Origin of the sequence: Cytobacillus sp. OWB-43 (genome assembly GCF_034651445.1) — a bacterium.
GTDB classification, from domain to species: domain Bacteria; phylum Bacillota; class Bacilli; order Bacillales; family Cytobacillaceae; genus Cytobacillus; species Cytobacillus kochii.
Map to the genome: position 1 here is coordinate 1 of NZ_JAYEFF010000012.1, position 26091 is coordinate 26091.

The window sequence follows — 26091 nt, forward strand, 5'->3', positions numbered from 1 at the left end:
CGAGTCACGGCTTGTAGCTTCATTTCCGCAGTAAATTTGGACAAAAAAACTGCACCTCCAATAGTTGTAGATAGTGTCTAACAATTGGGGTGCAGTTCAATGCCGAGGAGGCTCAGCCCCTCCCCGCGGAAAGCGAGTGACTGTAGCGCAATGGAACGGACTTTTTTTGCAAATGATGTTTTAAAATCAATTTGCTATTGTTCTTTTTTGAGGTTAGCTCATTTAGTTATGTCCCAGTCTCATTTCATCCCTCAAAAGATATACACAGGTCATCCTCACACCATAAACAGAATATCCACAGAAGTTATCCACATATCCACATTTTCTATCCACATCTTGTATGGGATTATTTGTTCGCCACCATATATATGGCTGGGTTGGGGCAGAATTCACAGGTTGTTGATAAGTTTTCTTCTGGTGCACATTTTGTTAACACTGGGAAGGTTTCGTGTTCGTCTACAATGGTATCGATGGCGATATCAATATGTTCTTCACAGCTATAAATCATCTTCGGTGCCTCCTCATTTATCTATTTATAATTTATCCACATCTCATCTTATCAAAACTAAAAAAAACAGGAAAGTGATGCCTTCACTTTCCTGTGGATGAATTTAGAATGTATTCTCGGTTTTTAAGGCCATTGTTGTTTCTGCTAATTTACCTTCGCGATAATACTTCACCTTCATCTCATCTCCTACGTCCTGACCATATAAATGGTGGCGTAAATCTAAGACATCGGTAATTTCTTCACCATCTAGCTCAACAATGACATCCATTTCTTTCAGTCCTGCTTCTGCAGCTGGACCATTTGGCTCGACTCCGCTCACAACTACACCATTTTCTACATCTTTCGGAAGTTTTAACGCTTCTTCTTGATAATAGGCAGGGATATCACTTACTGAAGCGATTTGTACGCCCATATATGGTCTTCTCACTTCACCATGCTGTTCTAAGTCACTGATGACCGTTTGCGCAAAATTAATCGGAATGGCAAGCCCAATGCCTTCCACAGAGGATTCGGCAATTTTCATCGAGTTAATGCCGATGACTTGTCCGCTAATATTGACGAGTGCCCCACCGCTATTTCCTGGGTTAATGGCTGCATCTGTTTGTAGGACTTCAGCATTCCAATCGACTGTACCGTTTTGATCAATATCGACTGGTACGGTCCGATTTAAGCCGGAAATAATCCCTTTTGTGACTGAGCCTTCAAATTGACCGAGTGGATTTCCGATAGCAATCGCAGGCTCACCAATTGATAGAGCGTCGGAATCACCAAATTCTGCGACATCCTCTACAATCGAGCCATCTATTTCAAGTACAGCTAGGTCTGTCCATACGTCGGATCCTACGAGCTCAGCAGCAATTTTCTCACCATTGAAGAGATTGACTTCAAGCCTCTCCGCACCGTCGACGACATGGTGATTCGTCACGATAAAGGCATGGTCCCCCTCTTTCTTATAAATGACACCAGAGCCAGAGCCTGCTTCTACTCCTTGTGTGCTTTCACCATTTTGTCCATTCGACCACATGCCTGCCGATTGGATGTTGGAGATGCTAACAACCGCTCCTCTTGCCTTTTCGACTGCTGATGTGATTTCTGTTTCCACATCTACCGATACTTTTTTCGTTTCTACTTGGCTGTTTTCATCTGTGTTTGATAAGCCTAATGTTTCTCCACCATTAGAGCCCCCGTTCATTTGGGGAACAACGAATAAAACGAGCAATGCACCGATAATGACACCGACAAGACTAGAGAATATGTAACCTGCTTTACTTCCCTTTTTGGTGCGTCCCTCTTGATTATAATGATCATCATAATAGCCCATTACACAACCAACCCTTTCATTCCATTTTCTTTTTTAAGATATATCCTTCTATTTTTATAAAAAATGAGGTCTCTTTTTTCCCTAGTGTTATCATAACTCTTCTTCATTAGAAACATACTAGGAATGAGAAAGATTACCTGATGAAACGTGTAGAGGCTTACTCCGCTACTATTATTATACGCATAGATGAAAAAAGACAAATACTAAAATGCATAAGACAAGAAAATCTTACGAATTTGTTCATACTTTCTTTCTGATTTGGTAAAAAGCGCAAAAAAGGAAGGGGTAGCATCTAAGCCTCCCCTTCCTTCTACCCATTATTTCTTGCCTTAAACAGCTGTTAAAGCTGTAGGTTTTTTCGGATCTGTATCAAAGAGCTGGAATCGCTCTCCGACGCGTATGCCTTTTGTTTCAAGTGTTTGTGCGACAGCCATGCGTGCTAAGTCCTTCATATTATTATCTTGACTTAGGTGGGCAAGATAAAAGCCTTTCGTGCGATCACCGGCCACTTCGCTCATCGCAATCGCCGCGTCTTCATTGGAGACATGGCCGACATCGCTTAAAATTCGACGTTTAATATTCCATGGGTAACGTCCCATTCTTAACATTTGCACGTCATGATTACTTTCAAATACATAGGCATCGGCGTTTGAAATAAGTCCCTTCATGCGATCACTTACATACCCCGTATCTGTGATGAGCACAAGTTTCTTCTCGCCTTGATGAAAAACGTAAAACATCGGTTCGGCTGCATCATGTGAGACGCCGAATGATTGAATATCGAGGTCGCCGAAGGTTTTTACGGTTTCCATATCAAAGGTGAATTTCTGCTCTGTTGGGACTTGTCCAATTAACGGAGACATCGCCTGCCATGTTTTTTCATTGGCATAGATCGGGAGCCCATATTTCCTTGCAACAATACCGACACCTTTTATATGGTCACTATGCTCGTGTGTCACAAGTATCCCGTCTAAACGACTCATATCACGATCAATTTCTTTAAATAATGCTTCCATTTGCTTGCCACTGAGGCCAGCATCCACTAAAAAGGAGTGGGTGTTGGTCTCTACAAAAATGGCATTCCCCGTACTGCCGCTCGCGAGAACGCTAAATTGAAAAGACATAGGTTTCTCTCACTCCATTGTTTTATTCTCATTTTTATTTAGTTCGAGTACATTTAGCTCGAATCCGTGTACATATAGACTGTATTCACCATCAATGACGAAGCGCCAAGCTGGTGTTAATACTTGAAGATTACTCATATCGACATACGTATGAAGCCCAAGCTCTGGTTCTGATACTTTACTTCCAGACGGGATCTTGCCACTATTGTATAGAGAAGATAATGCTTCAGATGGCGGCTTGATCAATTTTTGATCATCCTCAATTGGTTCAATTGTTTCCAAGTATGTTTGTGTATAAGAGACAATTTCATTATTTTCATTTAAGAAGAAGGTTAGTTCAGCATTTTTATTTTGGTAGATGATTTTCTCTTGGTATGTTTGATAATACGTAATGGTATTGCCTTTCTTCTCCCAAAAACGATACTCATTACCGTATAAGACTTGACTCTGAATAAAGGACTCTAATTCCTTTGGATCAAAGTCTTCACTTACTTTCATCAATGGCTTATTGACATCAAATATATACTCGACACCGCCATCAACCTTAATGTCTTCTCCATTCAGGCTCTTCAATTCATCTTTTTCAAACTCTTTAGGAGTTGCCCGTAACAACTGGCCACTGACTTCTTCTGTCGTAAAAATATTTGCGTCGTACGAAATGTCATCATCCTTTAATTTTTCTTCTAACGTGCTTGATAAAGGAAATTCCGTTTCTTGTTCTTTTGCTTGGACGACAGTAAAGTACTCATACAATAAATAGACATTGAGCACAAGAAAGGTCAGTATAAAAATGGTTTTTATTTTGCTCCAATCCATCTACTTTCCCCTCCTGCCTCAATTTGGTATAAACTCATCCTTGGTAAACTTCTTCCACTCATTATTATAACGATAATACCAAGCTGGCTGCAAATTGATGATTTCCGAATTAGTTGTAGCCACATTCTTTTCTACCTTCATCTCGTAAGCCACCGTTACATCTTGCAGCAAGTTACGCTCAAAATTAGGCAGCTGCTCAATCTCTTCGATGACTTCCTTACCGGATAGTAAACGGCTTTCCTCCCCACCACTCACAATCGTTCCGAGTGCGAAGTTGCTACGCGTATATTCATTAATGTCTGTATCGCCAAGCTCTACTTCTATCTTCGCTCGATGATAATCACTAAAGATGGGAATTCCTTGTTGGTTATGAAATAATCGGAAGACAACCTTATTACTCTCTGGTACCTCTTCAAAGTAACGATAATTGCCTGTCCAGCCCTTATGTGCATTCATAAAATCAATGCTTCGTCGCAGTAGATTCATCCCAACAAACTCATCACCAACAACAGAAGAGATATTTTTATAAGAAATCATATTGCGATCTTCATAGACACGCATAATACTCGTACTATCGGTATATTCAATCATGGATGGTTGAGTTGTACTCTCTTGTACAACAGATGGATCACTAAATAATGACTCCATCAATGTACGTGGTTTGATTTTATCCATTAAATAGATGCGTTGTGTCGATACAGGAATATGCTCATCCGGTACATAAATCACGCGATCATTCTGGCCCTTATAACCAAGAAGCGAATAGAAATCTTCATCTTCACTGGCCGTCTCGTAATACTTCGTACGGAAATCAGCCATCGATGGACCTTGTACTTCTCCACGGTAGACCGTACCTTGATCTCTCGATATAAAATAGGCTAAACCGACATCATCCTCTATAGAAGTCGTGTCAATCATCATTGTGTCAAATGAAAAATCGGTAGCGTTCTTATCTATATTGGGCATGACTTCGCGAAAAGCATTAAGTGAAACGTCATCTGGGTAGACCATTATAGAATGTCCTGACTCTTCTATCCATTCATGTAATGAACCGATATCGTTGGAGACATTAGCTAGATTTAATAGTTCCCATTTGTTCATATCATTAGTGATTTGGTCGATTTCCGCAGATAAGGTTGTTCCAATTTTCTTATCATCGTAGAAATGAATAAGCTGACTAGGTCTAATGACTTCACTATACTCTTTGTCATCTCCTATCGGTTCAATCGCTTGTCCTGGGTTCTCGACAGGCGTTAAATTAGGTCGATACGTCCATAAATTAAACGTCAATAAGATACTACAACCTACTAAGATAATTAATAGGATATTCTTTATCTTCTCATAGGTCATTCCCAATCATCCTCTTCGGAACGGATATACGGCAAGCTAAAGGAGATCGTTGTTCCTTTTCCTTCAATACTTTCCGCCCAAATTTCACCACCGTGCGCTTCTACCATTTCCTTGGCAATCGCTAGTCCTAATCCCGTTCCTCCTAATTTTCTTGTTCTTGCTTTATCTACACGATAAAAACGATTAAAGATTTTTGATACATTTTCTTTCGGTATACCCATGCCTTCATCAGCTACGCTTATGATTAAATACCCCTCTTGTTCTTCAATACTGAAGGTAATCTTTCCTCCTTCAGGTGAGTATTTCATCGCATTGGAAATGATATTATCAAGTACCTGAGTGAGTTTATCTGTATCAATCTCAACAAAATCAGCCGTTGTTGGCACCCTACGTTCGAAAGTGACATTTTGTTGTTTCGTGAACTCAAAGCGATCAATAATTCGGTTATAGAATTGTGTGAAATCAACCCACTCTTTATTTAATTGATAATCGCTACTGTCCATTTTCGATAGTTGCAATAAATCATTGACCAAACGAATCATACGCTCCGTCTCATTTTGAGTGACATCAAGGAAATTCGGAGCAATCTCTTTATCCTGCCACGCTCCATCTGTTAATGCTTCTAAATAACTGCGCATGGTCGTTAGTGGTGTTCTTAGCTCATGTGAAACGTTAGCCACAAATTCGCGGCGCTCTTCTTCAATTTTTTCTTGCTCGGTAATATCATGTAAAACGGTTATAAGTCCATTAATAAAGCCTGTTTCCTTTTGAATAACTGAAAAATTGGCCCTTAAAATAAGATTGCTCTTTTCATCACTATAATCTAAGATAACCGATTCTCTTTCTTCAAGTAGCTCTTCAAATGTGTAGTCTTCTTCCAACCCTAATAATGAAACAATTGAATTAGATAAGACTGTTTCACGTGAAACATGCAACATTTCTGCAGCAGGTTCGTTGATGAGAATGACACGCCCTTTGCGGTCAGTGGCAATAACGCCATCTGTCATAAAGGTGAGGACCGATGATAGTTTCCTTCTTTCCCCTTCAGTGGTAGCTTGTGCTTCCTGCAGCTTTCTAGTCAAACTATTAAAGGTCATAGCTAATTGACCAATTTCATCTTGGCCATAGATTTTTACTTTTCTAGAATAATTTCCTTTTGCCATTGCTAACGCTTGTTTTCTCATATCGGTGATAGGTCTTGTAATGGTTTGCGCAAGTAACACACTGAGCACAGCGGTTAAAATAAGAGCAATTGCTGTACCTGTTGAGAAGATTTTAATAATCTCCCTCATCTGTGTATAGACATTCTCAATTTTAGACGTGACATAAATCACACCTTTTACGTCATTATCAATAATAATTGGTTTAATGTAGATCCATACTCGTTTGCCATTAATGACACTATCCTGTTCATTCGGTTGACCGTTTTTAATTGACGTACGAATAAGCGCATTAGACATCTTCTGACCAACCTTTGATTGATCAGAAACATTCGATGTCCCTAGCACTCTCATAGACGTGCCTTCAATAACGGCAACTTCACTAATATCATCAGTGTTGTAGTCCTGCAGTAGCCTGCGCAGGTCCACCTCCAATGTGGCATCACCGTCTTCCGGCACTCGTTCTTTCACAAATTGTTCTTCTAAATAATAAGATAGCAGCTTCATCTGGTTTTCAATCGTTGTTTTAAAGTTAGCGTTTAACGTATCCTCTAATTGCCTGACGAAATAAGCACTGACAATTTGCATGGCAATGAGGATGAGCAACACATATATAATGACGAATTTCAGATGAATTGATCGAAAAAATCCTACCTTGTTCATGTTCTACTTACTCCTGTTCTGGATTTCGCAAGTAGTATCCGACACCTCTTCTTGTAACGATCCATGTCGGATGACTTGGATTGTCTTCGATTTTTTCACGCAAACGTCTAACGGTTACGTCAACTGTTCTAACATCTCCGTAATAATCGTAGCCCCAAACAGTTTGAAGTAAATGTTCACGCGTCATTACTTGTCCAATATGCTTAGCTAAATAATGAAGTAATTCGAATTCTCTATGCGTTAGTTCGATCGTTTCACCGCGTTTAGAAACGATGTATGCGTCCGGGTGAATCGTGAGTGAGCCAACTTCAATTTCATTACTTTCATCTTCTTCATCCACTTTTGATGCAATTTGTTGATGACGACGAAGATTGGCTTTTACTCTGGCAATTAATTCCCTTGTACTGAATGGTTTTGTTACATAGTCATCTGCTCCTAGCTCTAGCCCTAATACTTTATCAATTTCAGAGTCCTTTGCTGTGAGCATAATAATCGGCATATCATATTTCTTTCTTACTTCTCGGCAAACCTCAATGCCGTCTTTCTGTGGAAGCATAATATCTAATAGAATCATATCAGGCTTTACTTCTTCTACTTTTTCCAATGCGGAAACACCGTCATACACACAAGTTACATCGAAGCCTTCTTTATTTAAGTTAAACTGTAATATATCTGCAATTGGTTTTTCATCATCTACTACAAGAATTTTCTTATCCATCGTTGTTCTCCTTTATCCAATTATTATCTACTATCGTCACAATCATGTATCTTTTTCAAGATTATCATATCTAAGCTTATTGGGCTTGTAAAAGCATTTTGTAAAATTTCGTCAGCATGTATCCTACTCTACTTTATCACGTTACATACAAGTACGCATCATTTGTAATGTATCATATATGTACAAGTTATGGAAAAGCAAGATAGAAGGGGCTTTTTGTTTTGCGAGCGCCCTTAGATGGAACCTTACCATACACACAAAAAAGCACGATAACTTCTGTTTATGAAAGCAGAGTTATTCGTGCTTAATGTTAGCTAAAACACTCATGTCCCAGCGCTTTTTTGATCATTGACTAATATAGTCTAATGGGTTTTTCAACTGACCATCTTTGTATAATTCAAAATGAAGGTGAACACCTGTTGAGTTACCAGTAGAGCCCATCACACCTAACTTAGAACCTTTCGTTACTGTCTCTCCTGCACTCACTGAGAGAGAATCTAAATGAGCATACAAGGTACGGTAGCCATTTTGATGGTCTATTTCTACTTTATAGCCATAACTGCTACTAAAGCCAGCTGAAATGACCTTTCCATTATCGGCTGCTTTAATGGTTCGATTACTTGGTCTGGCAATATCAATCCCTTTGTGGAGCTTACCCCAACGATGGCCAAGCTCGCTTGACACATATCCACCAACTGCTGGCCAAGCAAAGTCACCATCGCCAACATCAGGATTTTTTGTTCCTTTAATAAGGATTTCTTCTACAGGCTCATCAATGATTTCCTCTTTTAGTTCACTTTTATCGACTTCTTCACCATTTGATTCTTTCAAATGGTATAACACGTTACGTTTTCCTTTTTTCCCTTCTTGCTTTACTTTCTCTTCCCCTTTCAACATATCATCATCTTCTATTACTTTTGTGTTAAAGGGAATGTCTTCTTCTATATATTCTGATCTATTCGTAATCACATCAACGTACGGTTCGATTGTTTCAACAACAAGTTCTTGACCAACCTTTAATACATCTTCTTGACCTATATCATTCAGGTCTTCAAGTTCTTCTGTAGATAAATGAAATTCGTCAGCAATCGTACTAATAGAGTCGCCTTCTTCAACTCTATATTTCTCTTGTTCTACTGTTCCTTTATTTAAGAAATTGATGACCTCATCAACAGACTGCACCTTGTTCGGATCTACTTTTTCTTTCTTCCATTCTATTTCCTCGGAAAATTTCGCATTCAACAGGCGGGTATCACCAATTGCTAATTCTGGTAGTGGCTCTTCTTCTTCTGAGCGCTCTTTTAACTCTTTATAGTCTTTTTCAGAAATGTACTGTAACTGTAGTTGCTGAAGCACTTCATTCGCTTCTTCTTGGTTCTTTACATAAGCAACTGTTTCACCATCAATTTCTAGCGCGACAGCATCTGCTTTAATAGAGATCCCTCTCAGCCCGTTTTCTGACGTTAACTCTTTGTCGCTTGCTTCATTAAAGGCTTTCCCTTCATCTTCAGGTAGATAGGAGATCTCATGGTCTAACGCCTTTTGTATGCCCTCATAGGACTTCCCTTGGTTTTCAAGTTCATCCTCTACTATATTTTCAATCACTTGGGGATTATCAACTGTCCCCACATATTGATCACCTATATATACATAATACAAATCCGACTCTTCTGCTTCTGCTAATACTGATGTGGATCCACTCCACGCTAAACAACCACCAATCATAACGATTGCGGCCGCTTTCTTCCATTTATGTGTAACACGCTTAGATGTATGTTCTGTATATGTAGTCAGTCTTTGCTTCCATTGCTTCATGGTTCTTCCCCCTATACTACTTTACACCTTCTGGTTCTTATTAGTGCTATCAGACTAATCACTATTGCACCTAACTAATGTACCATATCGTCATTTTTACGAGTTTGATGTCTCGGTAATGTAAATAAACTGTATTTATGGTGACATAGTTTGACGTAATATAGGAAAAAACTACATAGAAAAGGGGGAATTTTGTCATATGATTGTAATAGAGGAAGGAGAAAAACATAAAAAAAGAGAGCACGAATTAAATTCATACTCCCTTTTTGATGGCTCAGGACGGAATCGAACCGCCGACACAAGGATTTTCAGTCCTTTGCTCTACCGACTGAGCTACTGAGCCATAAAAACAGCTTATCCAATTTTCATGATCACTATACAAGTGAATCATGGCGGTCCGGACGGGACTCGAACCCGCGACCTCCTGCGTGACAGGCAGGCATTCTAACCAACTGAACTACCGGACCAAATCTATATAAAATTCGTAATCAATGAAAGAATGAGCGCTTGCATCCTATGATTACTACTATTAAAAAAGATGACCCCTACGGGATTCGAACCCGTGTTACCGCCGTGAAAGGGCGGTGTCTTAACCGCTTGACCAAGGGGCCATACGAATATAAAATGGTGAGCCATGAAGGACTCGAACCTTCGACCCTCTGATTAAAAGTCAGATGCTCTACCAACTGAGCTAATGGCTCGCTTTTTAATTTGAAGCGTTTTCTTTTCTTGACGACGCTTTTTATATTATCATAGGGTGATAGCTTTGTACACTCCTTTTTTTAAAATTTTTTCAGAAAAACTTTTTCTAGTTAAAATCCTCTCATAACTTGTCTTATAAAAAAGAAAAAAACTAAATAACATGGGTCATTTAGTCTTTTTTTCAGTAGATGGATGTGTGAGTTTAATTGCCCCTAAAATAAGTGGGATTTGTAGTGGTAAACGCATCCATAAAAATAACGGATGAATCTTTTTACCTTTATAGAAAGTATTATTTTTTACTGCCATGTTGATATTCGCTGGGAGAACAAGCACCATGAAGAATGAAAGCAGCTTACCTACTAGACTTTGACCTCTTTTCGCCCAAAGTAACATCGCAAATGCGACCTCCAGCACACCTGTAATGAGGACAACCCCTTTTTTAAACGGTAAAGATTCCGGCACTATCTTACGAAAATTTCGTTCCCGAACGAAATGAAGGACTCCTGCTACAAACAAAATCAATGAATACATGCCTTTTAATATTTTCAAATTCTTCCACCACCTTAGTGTGTTCAATGCCCTAATTTTTTGCTTTCTAAACCATTCTACTATTTTCAACATCACTCTATGTAAAAGTGACGACTCCACCTTTCATCTTCATAGTGCAGTCGTTTATTTAAATTTTTAAAGATGATCATTTCCATCCAATCTACTCATAAGAGAAGCTAATTGATTTTTTAAATCTTTTATTTCACGACTAATTATTGCATTTTCCAGCTGTAAAGCCTGCATCTTTACGTCACTCTCTTCTTTTTGCGTACGATATTCCTGCATCGTCACAACGCTTTGCTTTTGCAGCTCTTCTATCACTGCTATGTCTCTTTTTAACTTTCGGTTTTCATCATCATTCGGCTTGATCAAAACTAATACTTGGTTCTCTCCTGTCCGTTTAATGACGCGGAACCCATCCGTTGCCTTCGTAGCAATTCCATCATCATTAGACTGACAATACCCATCGACTTCACATGTGCCATCATCTCTTACAAGAATTTGGCCCACTAGTCCAACTGGTACCCATTCTGGACGTTTTTCTCTTGGAATGTACGACTTTTGTGTGTCCCATTCTGGATTTATAATTGGTTGTGTCTCTGTTGAAGCAGGAATTATGACGTTTCCTTCTTTATCTTTCTTTTCAAGGATCTCCACTTCATGATACGTTCTTCTTCCCCATTCATCCAATTGGTAGCGCCCATGCCAGCTAAGGCCTGCACTATTGCCAATGATGCTCGGAGTCGCGCTAGTAATCCCAAGTATATAGTTATCTAATGATGTAGCCTTTTTGATTTTGTCACCCTCTAAGGTAACAAAGTAGCCTACTTCTATTTCTTCTCCATTGATGGATTCGAACATTTCAGCGAAGTCGGCTCCACCTGTGTTGTAGGACGCACCGTCGATGTACATTTCTCCATTGCTGGCGAGCCATTTGGCGCCAATTGCTCTAGCATTAGTCCCTGTGCCATTACCAATAAACCATGAATTGGCTTCTTCTGCATTGCCAAACACACCCATAATATGTGAGGCAGCAAAACCTTCCGTGGAGGTATAGAATCCTTCGGCATGAGAATAAATTCCACTTGCTACAGTTTGCCGACCTTGAGCATGGGAATAGTTACCGCTAGCTAACGTTTCATAGCCTTCTGCATGAGCCGCTTCACCACTAGCAGTGTTAAAAATCCCTTCTGTATGAGATGCCTCGCCAGTTGCATTTGTTCTCGATCCTTCCGCATGTGCTGAAGCAGCACTTGCAGTTGTATAAATACCTTCTGCATGCGAACCACTCGCACTTGCAGTTGAAAAACCACCTTCTGCATGCGAATACCAACCACTTGCCTCTGTTTGATATCCTTCCGCATGAGAACGATCAGCCCTTGCGATTGTTTTATCTCCTTCTGCATGCGAATACCATCCATATGTCTCTGTTTGATACCCCTCAGCGTGGGAATACCATCCATATGTTTTTGATTGATATCCTTCTGCGTGTGAGTATGGGGTATTAGCTTCTGTTTGATACCCCTCAGCATGTGTGCATATACTATTAGCCATTGTCATCTGCCCCTCTGCGTGGGAATTTTCCCCTGAAGCTGTCGTTTGGTTACCTTCAGCATGCGCATTTAATCCACTTGCTTCTGTATTATATCCTTCTGCATGGGTTCCGGAGTTACTGGCTGTTGTCGATATACCTTCTGCGTGGGATCCATCTCCACTTGCTGTGACCTCGACACCTTCTGCATGGGCATTCGCACCACTTGCTGTTGTTTGGGAACCCTCGGCATGGGCATTCTCTCCACTTGCTGCTGTATATGAACCTTCCGCGTGAGATGACGCGCCACTTGCTTCTGAATGATCTCCTTCTGCATGAGCAGAGTTTCCAGCAGCAACCGTTCCATCCCCTTCTGCGTGAGAAGTCGCACCGATTGTTCTTGTTTGGTAACCTTCAGTATGAGAACCAATGCCAATGGCTTCTGTTTGTGAACCTTCCGCATGCGCAGCAACCCCTGAAGCAACACTTTGATACCCTTCTGCATGAGTAACATTTCCGATTGCCTGTGTTTCAAAACCTTCTGCATGCGCACCAAGTCCAATCGCTTGTGTTGCTTGCCCCTCTGTATGTGAAGCAATTCCTTGTGCGGTTGATTGGTATCCTTCTGCGTGAGAAACATCCCCAGTTGCTTGAGATCCATTCCCCTCCACATGGGCTGTTACTCCAGATGCAAGGGTGTTCACTCCCTCCGCATGGGCGCTATCTCCGACTGCCTGTGTTGCAAAGCCCTCCGCATGCGCAGCTATACCAATTGCTTGTGTTTGACTTCCTTCTGCATGCGAGGCACTAGCTGTTGTTTCCGTCATATAGCCTTCTGCATGTGAGGCATCCCCTGCCGCAAGTGTATGCGATCCTTCTGCATGTGAAGCCTCCCCGTTTGCAACAGTTTCAAAACCTTCCGCATGCGCAGCAGCGGCGTTCGCTATTGTATTTAACCCTTCAGCCGTTGAACAATCGCCTAATGCTTGTTGGTTACATGGATTATCCATCAATTTATCTCCTTCCAACATCGTTTTATATTAATGTATGAAAATAGATAAAGTCGGCTTGTACAAACACCTATACAATGTAGAAGGTATATCATATGGAACATAGAAAAAAAGACCGTACCCTCTACAGATACGATCTTAAAAAGCTTATTTTTTTAGTTTTGTCTCCAAGGGCTTAAGACCACATTTGTTTGCGTACGGTCAGGGCCAACAGAGAATACTGACAATGGAATGCCTGTTAATTGAGAGACACGCTCTAAGTAGTGACGTGCATTTGCTGGCAACTCATCTAAAGATTTGCAAGCTGTAATATCTTCTGTCCAGCCTGGCAGCTCTTCATATACTGGTTCGCAATCAGCAAGGACTTTTAAGCTCGCTGGGAATTCTTCAATGATTTCGCCTTTGTAGCTATAAGCCGTACAGATTTTCAAAGTATCAATGCCTGTAAGAACATCAATAGAATTAAGTGAAAGATCTGTAATTCCGCTCACACGACGCGCATGTCGAACAACGACACTATCAAACCAACCAACACGACGAGGACGACCTGTTGTTGTTCCATATTCACGACCAACTTCGCGGATTTGATCACCAATCTCATTATTTAATTCAGTTGGGAAAGGTCCATCTCCTACACGAGTTGTATAGGCTTTGGAAACCCCAACAACATGTTTAATTTTTGTTGGTCCAACACCAGAACCGATTGCGACACCGCCCGCTACTGGGTTAGAAGAGGTAACGAATGGATATGTTCCTTGATCAATATCAAGCATAACCCCTTGTGCACCTTCAAATAATACTCTACGGCCATCATCAAGTGAATCATTCAATACAACGGATGTATCACATACATATTTCTTCACTTGTTGACCGTATTCATAATATTCGTCCAGAATGTCTTCGATTTTGAAGCCTTCTGTTTCATAAATTCTTTCAAGTAAACGGTTTTTATCTGCTAAGTTACGAGCAAGCTTCTCTTCAAATACTTCTTTATCTAATAAATCTGCGATACGGATTCCAACACGAGCGGCTTTATCCATATAAGCAGGTCCGATTCCTTTTTTCGTTGTACCAATTTTGTTATCGCCTTTGCTGTTCTCTTCTACCTCATCTAATTTTAAGTGGTAAGGTAAAATGACATGGGCGCGGTTACTAATACGTAAATTATCTGTTGTCACGCCTTTTTCATGTAAGTAAGCTAATTCTTGTACCAATGCTTTAGGATCAACGACCATTCCGTTACCAATGACACAAATTTTATCACTATAAAAAATACCTGATGGAATTAAATGCAATTTATACGTTTCACCGTTAAATTTAATTGTATGTCCAGCGTTATTACCGCCTTGATATCTTGCGATCACTTCCGCATTTTCTGATAGAAAATCCGTGATTTTCCCTTTACCTTCGTCTCCCCATTGTGTTCCTACAACAACTACTGATGACATTACGAATGCACCTCCGAGGTTTCTTTTTCCCTTATCAAACAAACTAATTCTACAATTTTATTATGATAAAGTCAATAAAACACGAACATTTTATTCATATAACGAAAAATACGTTCGTGAAACAATTGAGTAATTCTTGCATCAAGGGTTTGGTGACACCTGTTTTTACTGCTTCTAAGTTATTTGAACTCCGTTAGTAAAAATACGAAAATAAAACGACGGTTAGGTGGTTTTTGTACTGTTGATCTTATATGACATTGATTTTTATTAAATATATGGGGGATTATTTTTGCTCGGCTATGTTTGTGTTTTTTCCTTTTGATGTACGAGCAATTCACTTCTGCCCCGTTATCTTTATAATTTTTCCCCCAAACCACTTCCACTTCACCATTTTCACCAATATCTATCTCAAAACATTTGCAATCTCACCGCTCCTTTTATATTTACCCATTTGCCGCGACTTCCATTAAAAAAGAGGGAACCAGCCAAATGCTGTTTCCCTCTTTATGCCCCAGGCGGAGCAAATGAATCGTCAAATCTTTTTTCTAGGTTGACGAATTTATTATATTCTTTGACGAAGGCGAGCTGGACGGTACCAACCGGGCCGTTACGTTGTTTAGCGATGATGATTTCGATGATGTTTTTGTCTTCGGACTCTTTGTCATAATAATCATCACGATATAAGAAGGCAACGATATCAGCATCCTGCTCAATACTTCCTGATTCACGTATATCAGACATCATTGGACGTTTATCTTGTCGTTGCTCAACGCCACGTGATAGCTGAGATAAGGCAATAACAGGTACTTGCAGCTCCCTCGCAAGTGCTTTTAGGGAACGAGAGATCTCAGAGACTTCCTGCTGACGGTTTTCACCAGAACGGCCGCTACCCAAAATAAGCTGCAAATAGTCAATGAGAATCATGCCTAAGCCATGTTCCTGCTTCAAGCGGCGACATTTTGAACGAATTTCAGTGATTCTAACACCAGGAGTATCATCAATAAAAATGCCAGCATTCGATAGGCTCCCCATCGCCATCGTCAGCTTGCCCCAATCATCATCGGTTAAAGAACCTGTTCTGAGACGTTGTGCATCGATATTTCCTTCCGCACAAAGCATACGCATAACGAGCTGTTCAGCACCCATCTCCAAACTAAATATCGCAACATTTTCTTGTGTTTTTACGGCAACATTTTGCGCGATATTTAAGGCAAAAGCTGTTTTACCAACGGAAGGTCTAGCGCCAACGATAATTAAATCATTGCGTTGAAAGCCTGCTGTCATATGATCAAGCTCAGCAAACCCAGTCGCTATTCCAGTGATATCACCTTTACGGTTATGCATGACCTCGATATTATCATACGTACGAACAAGCACATCTTTAATATTGTGGAAAGCCCCTGCATTTTTACGTTGCGATACTTCTAATATATTTTTTTCTGCTTCGCCAAGTAGTGATTCAACTTCATCTTCTCTCGTATATCCATCTTGGGCAATGTCTGTTGCCGTACGGATGAGTCTACGTAAGATCGATTTTTCTTCAACTATCTTAGCATAATATTCTATATTTGCTGCTGTTGGAACAGATGCAGCTAATTCACTTAAATAAGTTACTCCGCCTGTATCCTCTAACATTTTGGCTGCGTTTAATTCTTCTGTTACTGTTACTAAATCAACGGCTTCTCCCTTGTCATTTAGTTTCAGCATGACATTAAAGATTCTTTGATGAGCCGCTCTATAGAAATCTTCAGGAATTAATAGTTCTGAAGCCATTGTTAACGAGGAAGGCTCCAGAAAGATTGCGCCTAGAACAGCTTGTTCAGCCTCTATGTTTTGCGGAGGGAGACGATCAGCAAATAATTCACTCAAAACAAATAGAACCCCCTCATACTGACACATTTTAAACACGTTAGATGACAAAAATGTGATCAGCCTTCACCGATCACATTTTTTCACTCTATTATTTTACCATGAATTCTTTTGATGCGTTGTTAAATTCTTTAATTGGCTTCTTTTACATGTACATTTAACGTAGCTGATACTTCTGTGTGCAGTTTAACCGGTACTTTTGTGTATCCTAAAGTACGAATGGCGTCACTTAATTCGATTTTGCGCTTGTCGATTTTAATATCATGCGCCTTCTTTAATTCTTCAGCAATTTGCTTGCTTGTAATCGAACCGAATAGACGACCGCCCTCTCCAGCTTTTGTTGAAAATTCGAGTGTCAACTTCTCCAATGTTTCTTTTAATTGCTTCGCTTCTTCTAACTCAGCTGCTGCTTCTTTTTCTTCTTTCTTTTTTTGTGCATTCAATGAACTCACATTTGAGTTATTTGCTTCTACAGCGAGCCCTTGTTTAATTAAAAAGTTATGTGCATAGCCGTCTGCTACGTTCTTCACTTCACCTTTTTTCCCTTTTCCTTTAACATCTTTTAAGAAAATGACTTTCATTCTTCTTTTCTCCCTTCTAAATACTCATCAATTGCTTCTTTTAATTTACCTTCCACATCATTGATTGAGACATCATCTAATTGAGTAGCAGCATTTGTCAAATGGCCGCCCCCTTCTAACGCCTCCATAATGACCTGTACGTTAATATCACCTAATGAGCGAGCACTCACACCAATCATTTCATCAGCACGATAAGAAATGACGAATGAAGCTGTCACACCGTCCATTGCCAGTAATGTATCGGCTGCTTGTGCAATTAACACTTGGTCGTATATATCATCCTCAGCACCTTTAGCAATGGCAAGGCCATTTCGGTAAAATTCTACCGTTTCAATGATTTTCGCCCGTTTAATATACGTGTCGACATCTTCTTTCAAGAATCGTTGCACAAGGACTGTATCCGCTCCTTGTCCTCTTAAATAAGATGCTGCATCAAAGGTTCTGGCGCCTGTTCTTAACGTAAAGCTCTTCGTATCAACGATAATTCCAGCGAGTAGTGCAGTCGCCTCAAGCATATCAATTTTACGATTCTTCGGTTGATATTCTAGCAATTCTGTCACTAATTCTGCTGTCGAAGAGGCATAAGGCTCCATATAAACGAGCAGCGGATTTTTAATAAAATCTTCGCCACGACGATGATGATCAATCACAACTACATCTTCTATTTTAGCAAGCAATCGCTCTTCTATCACCATAGAAGGCTTATGGGTATCAACAACAACAAGTAAAGTATCATCAGTTGCCATCTCTAACGCTTGATCTGGCGTGATGAATTTCGCATAAAGCTCTTCTTTTTTCTCTATCTCACCCATTAAACGATTTACGCTTTGATCAAATTCGTCTTTATTAACGACAATATAGCCATCACGATGGTTCATCTCTGCTACCTTCTGAATACCAATGGCAGCACCAATTGCGTCCATATCCGGTCGTTTATGACCCATGACGATGACTTTATCACTTTCAGAGACTAATTCCTTTAAAGCGTGAGAAATAACGCGTGCCCGCACCCTCGTTCGTTTCTCGACGGGGTTCGTCTTCCCTCCGAAAAATTTCACTTTACCATTTGGCTGTTTAATTGCTACCTGGTCACCACCTCTACCGAGAGCAAGGTCTAAACTAGACTGAGCTAAGACACCTAGTTCTGGCAAATCGGAAACCCCTGCTCCGACACCTATACTTAATGTGAGTGGCACATTTTGTTTTGCCGTCGTTTCTCTGACAAAATCAAGAATGGTGAATTTACTTTTCTCGAATTGGTCCAAAATACTTTCGTTAAAGACGGCGATAAACCGCTCTGAAGATACACGCTTAAAGAAAACGCCATTTTCCATGGCCCATTTATTCAGAATAGAGGTGACAAGATTATTCAAACTACTTCTTGTCTGGTCATCCATTCCTTGTGTTAAATCATCATAATTATCTAAAAAGATAATAGCAATAACGGTACGTTCATCTTCGTATAATTTTTCAATCTGTGTTTGCTCTGTTACATCAAAGAAATAAAGCAGACGTTCATCAGGCTTATGTACCACACGAAATTTGCGATCTGTTAGCGTAATGGTTTCTGATTCAATCTCTTTCTTAATGATAGGGATTAAGGCATCTGCCACATCATAAAGTGATCTCCCTACCAATGTATCTTCCCCAAAGCATGATGCCATATAAGGATTCGTCCAATCGATATAATACTCATCATTAATCAGCATAATTCCAATTGGCATCTCCATTAATGCTTCTTCCCCTACCTTTTTCACACGGTAAGATAAGGTCGATATGTACTCCTCTGTTTCCTTCCTCTGCTCATAATCAAACTTAAATAATAGGTAGAAAGGAATGCCGAAAAGGAGGAGCGCAACGAGACTCAATATCCAATTGTACAACGCCATAATCGCTAGAAGAACGACGGTTACACCAATTAAAGCAAACAGGCAATAACGCATCGTTTTCTTTTCTAAATACGAGGGCATGTTTTCAACTCCTAAACAGTAGTGTTATGCATCCCTATTATCTAATCGTTTTCTTAAATCAAATCCTATATCAATTATACCTAATATCCTCACAATATAAAGGAAGATTGGCATTAAAAAGGTAAATATGAGGATGGCAATGGGCACAATCTTTGGCCAATTCTTTAATCTGCTATAGAAGAAGATAAAGGCGAGCCCTTGAATCACCATAATTAGCTGTAAAACGAAAAGGAGATTCATAATGGCCATCGTTGTAAAAGAACCTTCCTCTGGTCTCATGACAAATTGGGCAAGGATGGTTAATAAATAATACCATAAAATACTTTTCGGGAAACTGATATCGGCAAATGAGCGCCATTTTTTCACTTCAATACCAAATCTCCTGACAATGGGTACACCAATCAGCTGAATAATAAATATATACATTGCAGAAGAAAGCACAAGGAGACTTGGAAGTAATGTCTCTAATGCAGTAATTGTCGCTTCTAACTGCTCGATAATTTGTTCTGCTTCATTATTATCTATCGTAGATAACATGTTTTTTGTCATATCCATTGATTGCTCAAGAACTACTTTTAGTTCCTCAACAAAATTGATATTCAATAGCACGTTCATGCCAGCAAAAACGAGTAAAAACATCGCTAAAAACGCTAAAGAACCACCGAGCAACATCGCTGTCCGTTCTTTCTTCAGCTTAATTAACTCTCCAATCACTAACCCTGTTAAGCCAAAGATAAGGGTTAATGGAATGGCTGTAATGGTTCCAACAATGAATGAAATCAAAATAGCCGCAACAAAAAAGATAGCCGCATCACTTCGCTTATTTTTAGCGGCAAATAACATAAAAGGAACCGGTAAGCCGAAAGTGACAATTGTTCCGATAATCGGCAAATAAAGGGACATCAATAGTAACACAGCAAAAGCAGCTAATAAAACTGCCCCTTCAGTAAGTTTATGTACATTTTTCAAATAGATTCACCTCTCAAATTGGGCACAAGCCCGCATCTATTATTGTATACACTCATGGATAGGTATTCAACTGAATGAATGCTTCATTTCGTGTAAATATATTCTTTCATAACCAAATCATCCTTATCTATCAAGAAAACAGGCAATCATGCAAAAAACCTCCAAGAATGAAGGTTCAATCATTCTAGAAGGTTCTCATTACGATTTTCCCTTTTATGCTTCGGTTGAAACGACCTTGGTTTGGTCAGTTTGTTTTAATAGATTAAAAAACTGTTTATTTCTTGTATGATAAAGAATCATACAAATAATACTGCCTCCTGAAACGAGCATGATCACCCATATCGGCCACCATTCAAGAAATAAACCAAATAGGATATACCCTAAAGGTGTTGCTGCACTCGCACCTGTTTCGAGTATGGCCATCACTCTACCACGATATTCATCTTTTGTACTTTTTTGAATGAGTACCATCACTGGAATATTAATAATCATGATTGCTGCCGCTAGGAGTAGCACGATCCCTATTAAATAAACGAAGACCACTTGATTAGAAATCTCTATCAGTTGTGGCATCCCTATTAACATTAACAATATTCCTAAGCACACCATACCAATTCCAATACTGAATGATTTATTTTTCATCTCTGCTTTTAACGAGAGAATCGTACTCATGACTAACATGCCCACAGCAAAGCTACCCTCAATAAGACCAAATTGATAAGTTGGCATTTGGCGAATCGTAAGAACGAGATAAGGTAGTGCTACGGGAAAAACTGCAAACCAAAAATTCACCCATACAGACATAAAGATTAATTGGCGAAGCAAGGTTTGTTTTTTTACATAGGATAGACCTGCTCTCAACTCGGTCTGAATCGTTCCTACTTGTTGTTTTTCTGTTTTTTCGACAAATAAGTAATAGTTAATAAAAAGACTGGCTATACCGGAAAGGAAAAATCCACATATGTTGATCATCATGAAGCTTGAGAGAGGTAATAGTCCGAAAAGGATGCCTCCAAGTATTGGCCCTAATATAACTGAGAAGGAGGCCACAGCTTGGTTGAGAGACATTGCTTTTTGTAAGAAATCTGGACCGACCATATTGTATATGGAGGACATCACTGCTGAAGAATAGAAGGTATTGATGATACTGAGTACGCATGTCGCTAAATAAAGTAGCCAAATGTCTTGTGTGACAAAAATAAACAAACCACAAATAACGGCAATCCAAAGGGCACAAGCAAAATTGGTTGTAATAATGATTCTTTTACGGTTCCATCGGTCGCTCAATGTCCCAGCAAGTGGAGCGAGTATAATACGAGGTAGAATAGTAAGTAAGAGGGTAATTGAAAAGTTGACGGCCGAACCCGTAACCGCAAGAACATATAATCCTATCGCGAAACTATAGATAGATGACCCAAACACAATCACTACTTTCGCTAAGAGAAACAGCACCAAATTCTTTTTTATGGCTGCTGATGATGGCATTTAACTTTCCCCCTCTTTCGGTAGTTTCTTAAACGAGCAATTCACTTCATAAGTATCACGATTCTTTGTCTGTTCATCAGGCTTAACCGTCTTTTTAAAATACTTCAAAAACAGCTCATCTACCTCATCTTGGAATAATTGCAGCTCTTCTTTGGTTAAAGATAAAGTTGTTCCTCTTGTACTTTTTCCTTTATCCTCAACATTCGCACCTGTTTGATTAAGATGAAATTGATTAGCCTTCGCTCGGTAATACTTTTCGATAATTCCTTTGTACTCCTTCGTTGATTCAATCTCTAAAATGTTACCCTTATAAAGTTGCTGAATATGGTAATGGATACTACCTGCTGATTTCCCCAACTCATCTGCTACTTGCTTCGCTGTGAGCGCGCGTTCCGACAGTAAAAAGATAATTTTCATTCGCAACGGATTAGAGATTAGTTTTTGTTGATGTATATCAATATTCATGGACTTCCATTCAAAAGATGTCATTTTTACCTCTCCTATCTAATTGTATTGTATGTTCTAGATTAATAATACGTTCTAACTTTTTAGAATGCAAGTTATATTTTTAAATATTCTAATTATTTAGAGTGTGGATAACCTCGACTCAGGGAGTGTCGACCATCGGATTGATTCTTAGGAGACTCTATATGGGCACAAGGAGCGGAAATAAAAGGGGGTGTGATTCTAACCGTTGCAAATAATGAGGGCTAACTGTGTTTACACAGCTATCTTCCAATTGTTTTCGCTCTAATCCAATCAGATTTTTTACTTTGGGGCAATTTTTGACACGTTTCTGACCGAATCCTATCAAATTTTTAACCTTGGTCAGGTTTTTGACGCGTTTCCACCTGAATCCTATCAAATTTCTGCTCTTGGTCATGTTTTTGACTCACTTCCTCCTGAATCCTATCATATTTCTACTCTTGGCCAGGTTTTTGACTTACTTCCTCCCGAATCCTATCATATTTCTACTCTTCTCCCATTTTTTGACTCGCTTCCGACCGAATCCTATCAAATTTTTACCCTGCTCCCATTTCTTGACGCGTTTCCTCCTGATTCCTATCAAATTTCTACCTTTGCCCAGGTTTTTGACGCGTTTCCGACCGAATCCTACCATTCTTCTACCCTGCGCCCATTTTTTGACACGTTTCTGACCGAATCCTATCAAATTTCTACTCTTGGCCAGGTTTTTGACGCGCTTCTACCTAAATCCTATCAAATTTCTACCCTGCTCCCATTTTTTGACGCGTTTCCACCTAAATCCTATCAAATTTCTACCCCGCGCCCATTTTTTGACTCTTTTCCATCCGAATCCCATCAAATTTCTACGCTTCGCCAGGTTTCCGACTCGTTTGAAACATGTGTTCAAACTAAATTAAACCTAAAAAAACACAGTAGGCGCGAAGCCTACTGTGTTCGAACATTTACTTATTATTCACCTGAAACGAATGGAAGTAATGCCATTTGGCGAGAACGCTTAATAGCAATCGTTAATTTACGTTGGTATTTAGCGTTTGTGCCTGTTACACGACGAGGTAAAATTTTACCACGTTCAGAGATGAATTTTTTTAGAAGATCTACATCTTTATAATCGATGTGAGTGATTCCATTTGCAGTAAAATAGCAAACTTTACGACGTTTCGCACGTCCTCCTCTGCGTCCACCAGCCATGTTTTGTCACTCCTTTTCCTATTATTTTTTCAAAGCCTTATTGGTTTAGAACGGAAGATCGTCATCGGAAATATCGATTTGACCGTTATTAGCGAATGGATCTTGATCTACACGAGTTTGGCCTTGGTTGCTGCGGTTATTATCATATGGTCGTTGATTCTGATTATTGTTGCCACCATAAGAATAATCATCTCTCTGGCCACCATATTGATTCGAGCCACCTTGTGAGCCTGCAGCATTTCTTGGTTCAAGAAACTGTACGCTTTCTGCCTGAACTTCAGTCACATATACACGTTTGCCATCTTGTCCTTCGTAATTACGTGTTTGCAAGCGTCCATCGACACCAGCTAGGCTTCCTTTTTTAAGGAAGTTCGCTACGTTTTCAGCAGGCTTTCTCCAAACAACGCAATTAATGAAATCCGCTTCTCTGTCTCCATTTTGATTCGTAAATGTACGATTCACAGCAAGAGTAAAAGTAGCCACTGCTACTCCATTCGGTGTATAACGTAATTCTGGGTCTTTCGTTAAACGCCCCACTAGAACTACACGATTCATCATCAGAATCAACTCCTTTCGATAAAATTAAGCATATTTATTATTTCTCGTCTTTAACAACGATGTATCTGATAATATCTTCACTGATTTTTGCAAGACGAGTGAACTCATCAACTGCTTTAGAATCAGCATTAATGTTTACTAATTGGTAGTATCCATCACGGAAATCATTGATTTCGTAAGCTAAACGACGCTTACCCCAGTCTTTTGACTCGTTGATTTCAGCACCGTTATCAGTAAGGATTGCGTCGAAACGCTCAACTACAGATTTCTTTGCCTCATCTTCAATGTTTGGACGGATGATGTACATAACTTCGTACTTTTTCATCACTTTCACCTCCTTTTGGTCTAAACGGCCCGTGTGAGGGCAAGGAGCAATTATTCATTACTCACAAGGTAAAAGTATATCATACGTTTGATCAATATGCAATTGCCTCAAAAGGAAAAACAGAGAGACGAAACATAAAAAGAAAAAAACGAATAGGATGAAATATTTTTTGCGGTTAAAGCATTATGACGATACGCCTCTGTAACTCTATAGAAAAACCCCAATAAATCCTTTATTACAAGAATTCATTGGGGATTTTATCAAACGTTAAATCGGAAGTGCATAACATCTCCGTCTTGAACGATGTATTCTTTTCCTTCTAAGCGAACTTTCCCAGCTTCTTTCGCTGCATTCATATTGCCAGCAACGACTAGGTCGTCGTAGGAAACTGTTTCAGCACGTATGAAGCCTTTTTCGAAGTCACTATGGATGACACCGGCACATTGTGGTGCTTTCATTCCTTTACGGAAAGTCCAAGCACGTACTTCTTGTACGCCAGCTGTAAAGTAAGTAGCTAAGCCAAGTAAGCTGTACGATGCTTTAATCAATTGATCTAAACCTGATTCTTCAATACCAAGCTCTTCAAGGAACATTTCCTTCTCTTCTCCTTCAAGCTCAGCAATTTCTGATTCGATTTTTGCACAAATGACAATCACTTCTGCATTATCTGCGGATGCAAATTCTTTTACTTTTTGAACGTATTCATTAGTAGAAGGATCAGCCACATCATCTTCACCAACATTCGCTACATAAAGCATTGGTTTAATCGTTAGTAAGTGTAACCCTTTAACCAATTTCATTTGTTCTTCTGTAAATTCTACTGTTCTTGCAGGTTGATCTGCTTCGAAAGCTTCTTTTAATTTTTCAAGGATTTCTAATTCAAAAACAGATTCCTTATCTTTTTGTTTCGCAAGCTTACTTACACGTACAATGCGTTTTTCAACGGATTCTAAGTCAGCTAAAATCAGTTCCAAGTTGATTGTTTCGATATCATCAATCGGATTCACTTTTCCTGATACGTGGGTAATATTATCGTCAGCAAAACAACGAACCACTTGGCAAATCGCGTCAACTTCACGGATATGTGAAAGAAACTTATTACCAAGTCCTTCACCTTTACTTGCCCCTTTAACAATTCCAGCAATGTCTGTAAATTCAAAAGCGGTAGGTACCGTTTTCTTTGGTTGAACAAGTTCGGTTAACTTCGCTAATCTTTCATCCGGTACTTCAACAATACCGACATTAGGATCTATCGTACAAAACGGGTAGTTCGCTGATTCAGCACCCGCTTGAGTTATTGCATTAAATAAGGTGGATTTACCAACGTTCGGCAAACCGACAATTCCAGCTGTTAATGCCATTTAGGTCACTCCTAATCATTTAATCTATCTAAGAAAAATTATTAATCGATTTTTATACAAGCCTTTAACAATTATAGAGATTTGTATAAAAATAAGCAAGTTCACTGTGCGTTTTAAGAAAAGCGCAAGCCGCCCGTCTATTAGCTACAAGCATAAGATAAGATGAGCCGGTGCAAAGGTTGTTCTTTAACCTGTTTGACGGATTGGCCTAGACCATAGAGCCGGATGGCACCTGGAGCTAGACATGAAAACTCATTGAAAAAATCACATTTTCTTATCGAAAAAAATGGTAAAGATAACCTTTACCATTGATTACGCCAATACTTTTTTTAGTTTTCTTGTAAATTCTCTTCTTGGAATCATTACACTATGACCGCAACCTTCACATTTAATGCGAATATCCGCGCCCATACGTATAATTTTCCATCGATTTGCTCCACATGGGTGAGCCTTTTTCATCTCAACAATATTATTAAGATCAAATTGTTTTTCTTCCAATTTCATCACCCTTTTCTTCACTTCTATTTCACTATTATACCTTGTCCTACTAATATATTTCCAATAAACATCAGAGGAAAATATAT

22 protein-coding genes and 4 tRNA genes are annotated in these 26091 nt (G+C 39.4%); all 26 read right to left on the minus strand.

Annotated features, from left to right (window positions below):
• Window positions 1-346: 346 nt before the first annotated feature.
• Window positions 347-508, minus strand: a complete 162-nt coding sequence (locus tag U9M49_RS22255) for a CxxH/CxxC protein (protein ID WP_224936993.1) — start codon at window positions 506-508, stop codon at window positions 347-349.
• A gap of 103 nt (window positions 509-611) precedes the next feature.
• A complete protein-coding gene (locus U9M49_RS22260; RefSeq protein WP_095371361.1) occupies window positions 612-1829 on the minus strand; it encodes a S1C family serine protease in 1218 nt (405 codons plus the stop codon).
• Between the two features lie 329 nt (window positions 1830-2158).
• Complete coding sequence (locus tag U9M49_RS22265) at window positions 2159-2953, minus strand: MBL fold metallo-hydrolase (RefSeq protein WP_095371360.1); 795 nt, start codon at window positions 2951-2953, stop codon at window positions 2159-2161.
• 9 nt (window positions 2954-2962) lie between these two features.
• On the minus strand, window positions 2963-3769 hold the full coding sequence (locus U9M49_RS22270; RefSeq protein ID WP_095371359.1) for a two-component system regulatory protein YycI: 807 nt from the start codon (window positions 3767-3769) through the stop codon (window positions 2963-2965).
• An 18-nt stretch (window positions 3770-3787) separates the two neighbouring features.
• Window positions 3788-5119, minus strand: coding sequence for a YycH family regulatory protein (locus U9M49_RS22275; RefSeq protein WP_095371358.1), 1332 nt, complete (start codon window positions 5117-5119; stop codon window positions 3788-3790).
• Window positions 5116-6942 carry a cell wall metabolism sensor histidine kinase WalK gene (gene walK / locus U9M49_RS22280; protein ID WP_095371357.1) on the minus strand — a complete coding sequence of 609 codons (1827 nt, stop codon included), beginning with the start codon at window positions 6940-6942 and terminating at the stop codon, window positions 5116-5118. The genes U9M49_RS22275 and walK overlap by 4 nt, the downstream gene beginning before the upstream one ends.
• 7 nt (window positions 6943-6949) lie before the next feature.
• On the minus strand, window positions 6950-7660 hold the full coding sequence (yycF, locus tag U9M49_RS22285; RefSeq protein ID WP_095371356.1) for a response regulator YycF: 711 nt from the start codon (window positions 7658-7660) through the stop codon (window positions 6950-6952).
• 345 nt (window positions 7661-8005) lie between these two features.
• Window positions 8006-9475, minus strand: coding sequence for a peptidoglycan DD-metalloendopeptidase family protein (locus U9M49_RS22290; protein ID WP_095371355.1), 1470 nt, complete (start codon window positions 9473-9475; stop codon window positions 8006-8008).
• Window positions 9476-9745: 270 nt separating this feature from the next.
• Window positions 9746-9818: transfer RNA gene (locus U9M49_RS22295), tRNA-Phe, on the minus strand.
• A 47-nt stretch (window positions 9819-9865) separates the two neighbouring features.
• A tRNA-Asp gene (locus tag U9M49_RS22300) sits at window positions 9866-9942 on the minus strand.
• Window positions 9943-10014: 72 nt separating this feature from the next.
• Window positions 10015-10086 (minus strand) — tRNA-Glu (locus U9M49_RS22305).
• Between the two features lie 14 nt (window positions 10087-10100).
• A tRNA-Lys gene (locus tag U9M49_RS22310) sits at window positions 10101-10176 on the minus strand.
• A gap of 166 nt (window positions 10177-10342) precedes the next feature.
• Complete coding sequence (locus U9M49_RS22315; RefSeq protein WP_095371354.1) at window positions 10343-10726, minus strand: hypothetical protein; 384 nt, start codon at window positions 10724-10726, stop codon at window positions 10343-10345.
• Window positions 10727-10861: 135 nt separating this feature from the next.
• Window positions 10862-13267 carry a peptidase G2 autoproteolytic cleavage domain-containing protein gene (locus tag U9M49_RS22320; RefSeq protein WP_322910619.1) on the minus strand — a complete coding sequence of 802 codons (2406 nt, stop codon included), beginning with the start codon at window positions 13265-13267 and terminating at the stop codon, window positions 10862-10864.
• A 155-nt stretch (window positions 13268-13422) separates the two neighbouring features.
• Window positions 13423-14715 carry an adenylosuccinate synthase gene (locus tag U9M49_RS22325; RefSeq protein ID WP_095371352.1) on the minus strand — a complete coding sequence of 431 codons (1293 nt, stop codon included), beginning with the start codon at window positions 14713-14715 and terminating at the stop codon, window positions 13423-13425.
• A 504-nt stretch (window positions 14716-15219) separates the two neighbouring features.
• Window positions 15220-16584 carry a replicative DNA helicase gene (gene dnaB, locus U9M49_RS22330; protein ID WP_095371351.1) on the minus strand — a complete coding sequence of 455 codons (1365 nt, stop codon included), beginning with the start codon at window positions 16582-16584 and terminating at the stop codon, window positions 15220-15222.
• Between the two features lie 131 nt (window positions 16585-16715).
• Window positions 16716-17165, minus strand: a complete 450-nt coding sequence (gene rplI, locus U9M49_RS22335; protein WP_095371350.1) for a 50S ribosomal protein L9 — start codon at window positions 17163-17165, stop codon at window positions 16716-16718.
• Window positions 17162-19135, minus strand: coding sequence for a DHH family phosphoesterase (locus tag U9M49_RS22340; protein ID WP_095371349.1), 1974 nt, complete (start codon window positions 19133-19135; stop codon window positions 17162-17164). The genes rplI and U9M49_RS22340 overlap by 4 nt, the downstream gene beginning before the upstream one ends.
• 24 nt (window positions 19136-19159) lie before the next feature.
• On the minus strand, window positions 19160-20104 hold the full coding sequence (locus U9M49_RS22345; protein ID WP_322910620.1) for a YybS family protein: 945 nt from the start codon (window positions 20102-20104) through the stop codon (window positions 19160-19162).
• A 213-nt stretch (window positions 20105-20317) separates the two neighbouring features.
• Window positions 20318-21589: an MFS transporter gene (locus tag U9M49_RS22350; protein WP_322910621.1), complete on the minus strand. Its 1272-nt coding sequence runs from the start codon at window positions 21587-21589 to the stop codon at window positions 20318-20320.
• Window positions 21590-22078: an ArsR/SmtB family transcription factor gene (locus U9M49_RS22355; protein WP_233435335.1), complete on the minus strand. Its 489-nt coding sequence runs from the start codon at window positions 22076-22078 to the stop codon at window positions 21590-21592.
• 945 nt (window positions 22079-23023) lie between these two features.
• Window positions 23024-23263, minus strand: a complete 240-nt coding sequence (gene rpsR / locus U9M49_RS22360) for a 30S ribosomal protein S18 (protein WP_095371345.1) — start codon at window positions 23261-23263, stop codon at window positions 23024-23026.
• Between the two features lie 45 nt (window positions 23264-23308).
• Window positions 23309-23821: a single-stranded DNA-binding protein gene (gene ssb / locus U9M49_RS22365; RefSeq protein ID WP_095371344.1), complete on the minus strand. Its 513-nt coding sequence runs from the start codon at window positions 23819-23821 to the stop codon at window positions 23309-23311.
• A gap of 37 nt (window positions 23822-23858) precedes the next feature.
• Window positions 23859-24146 carry a 30S ribosomal protein S6 gene (rpsF, locus tag U9M49_RS22370; protein WP_095371343.1) on the minus strand — a complete coding sequence of 96 codons (288 nt, stop codon included), beginning with the start codon at window positions 24144-24146 and terminating at the stop codon, window positions 23859-23861.
• A 260-nt stretch (window positions 24147-24406) separates the two neighbouring features.
• Complete coding sequence (gene ychF / locus U9M49_RS22375) at window positions 24407-25507, minus strand: redox-regulated ATPase YchF (RefSeq protein WP_095371342.1); 1101 nt, start codon at window positions 25505-25507, stop codon at window positions 24407-24409.
• A 312-nt stretch (window positions 25508-25819) separates the two neighbouring features.
• Window positions 25820-26011 (minus strand): DUF951 domain-containing protein, encoded by a 192-nt coding sequence (locus U9M49_RS22380; RefSeq protein WP_180317033.1) that lies wholly within the window; start codon window positions 26009-26011, stop codon window positions 25820-25822.
• Between the last annotated feature and the right edge of the window lie 80 nt (window positions 26012-26091).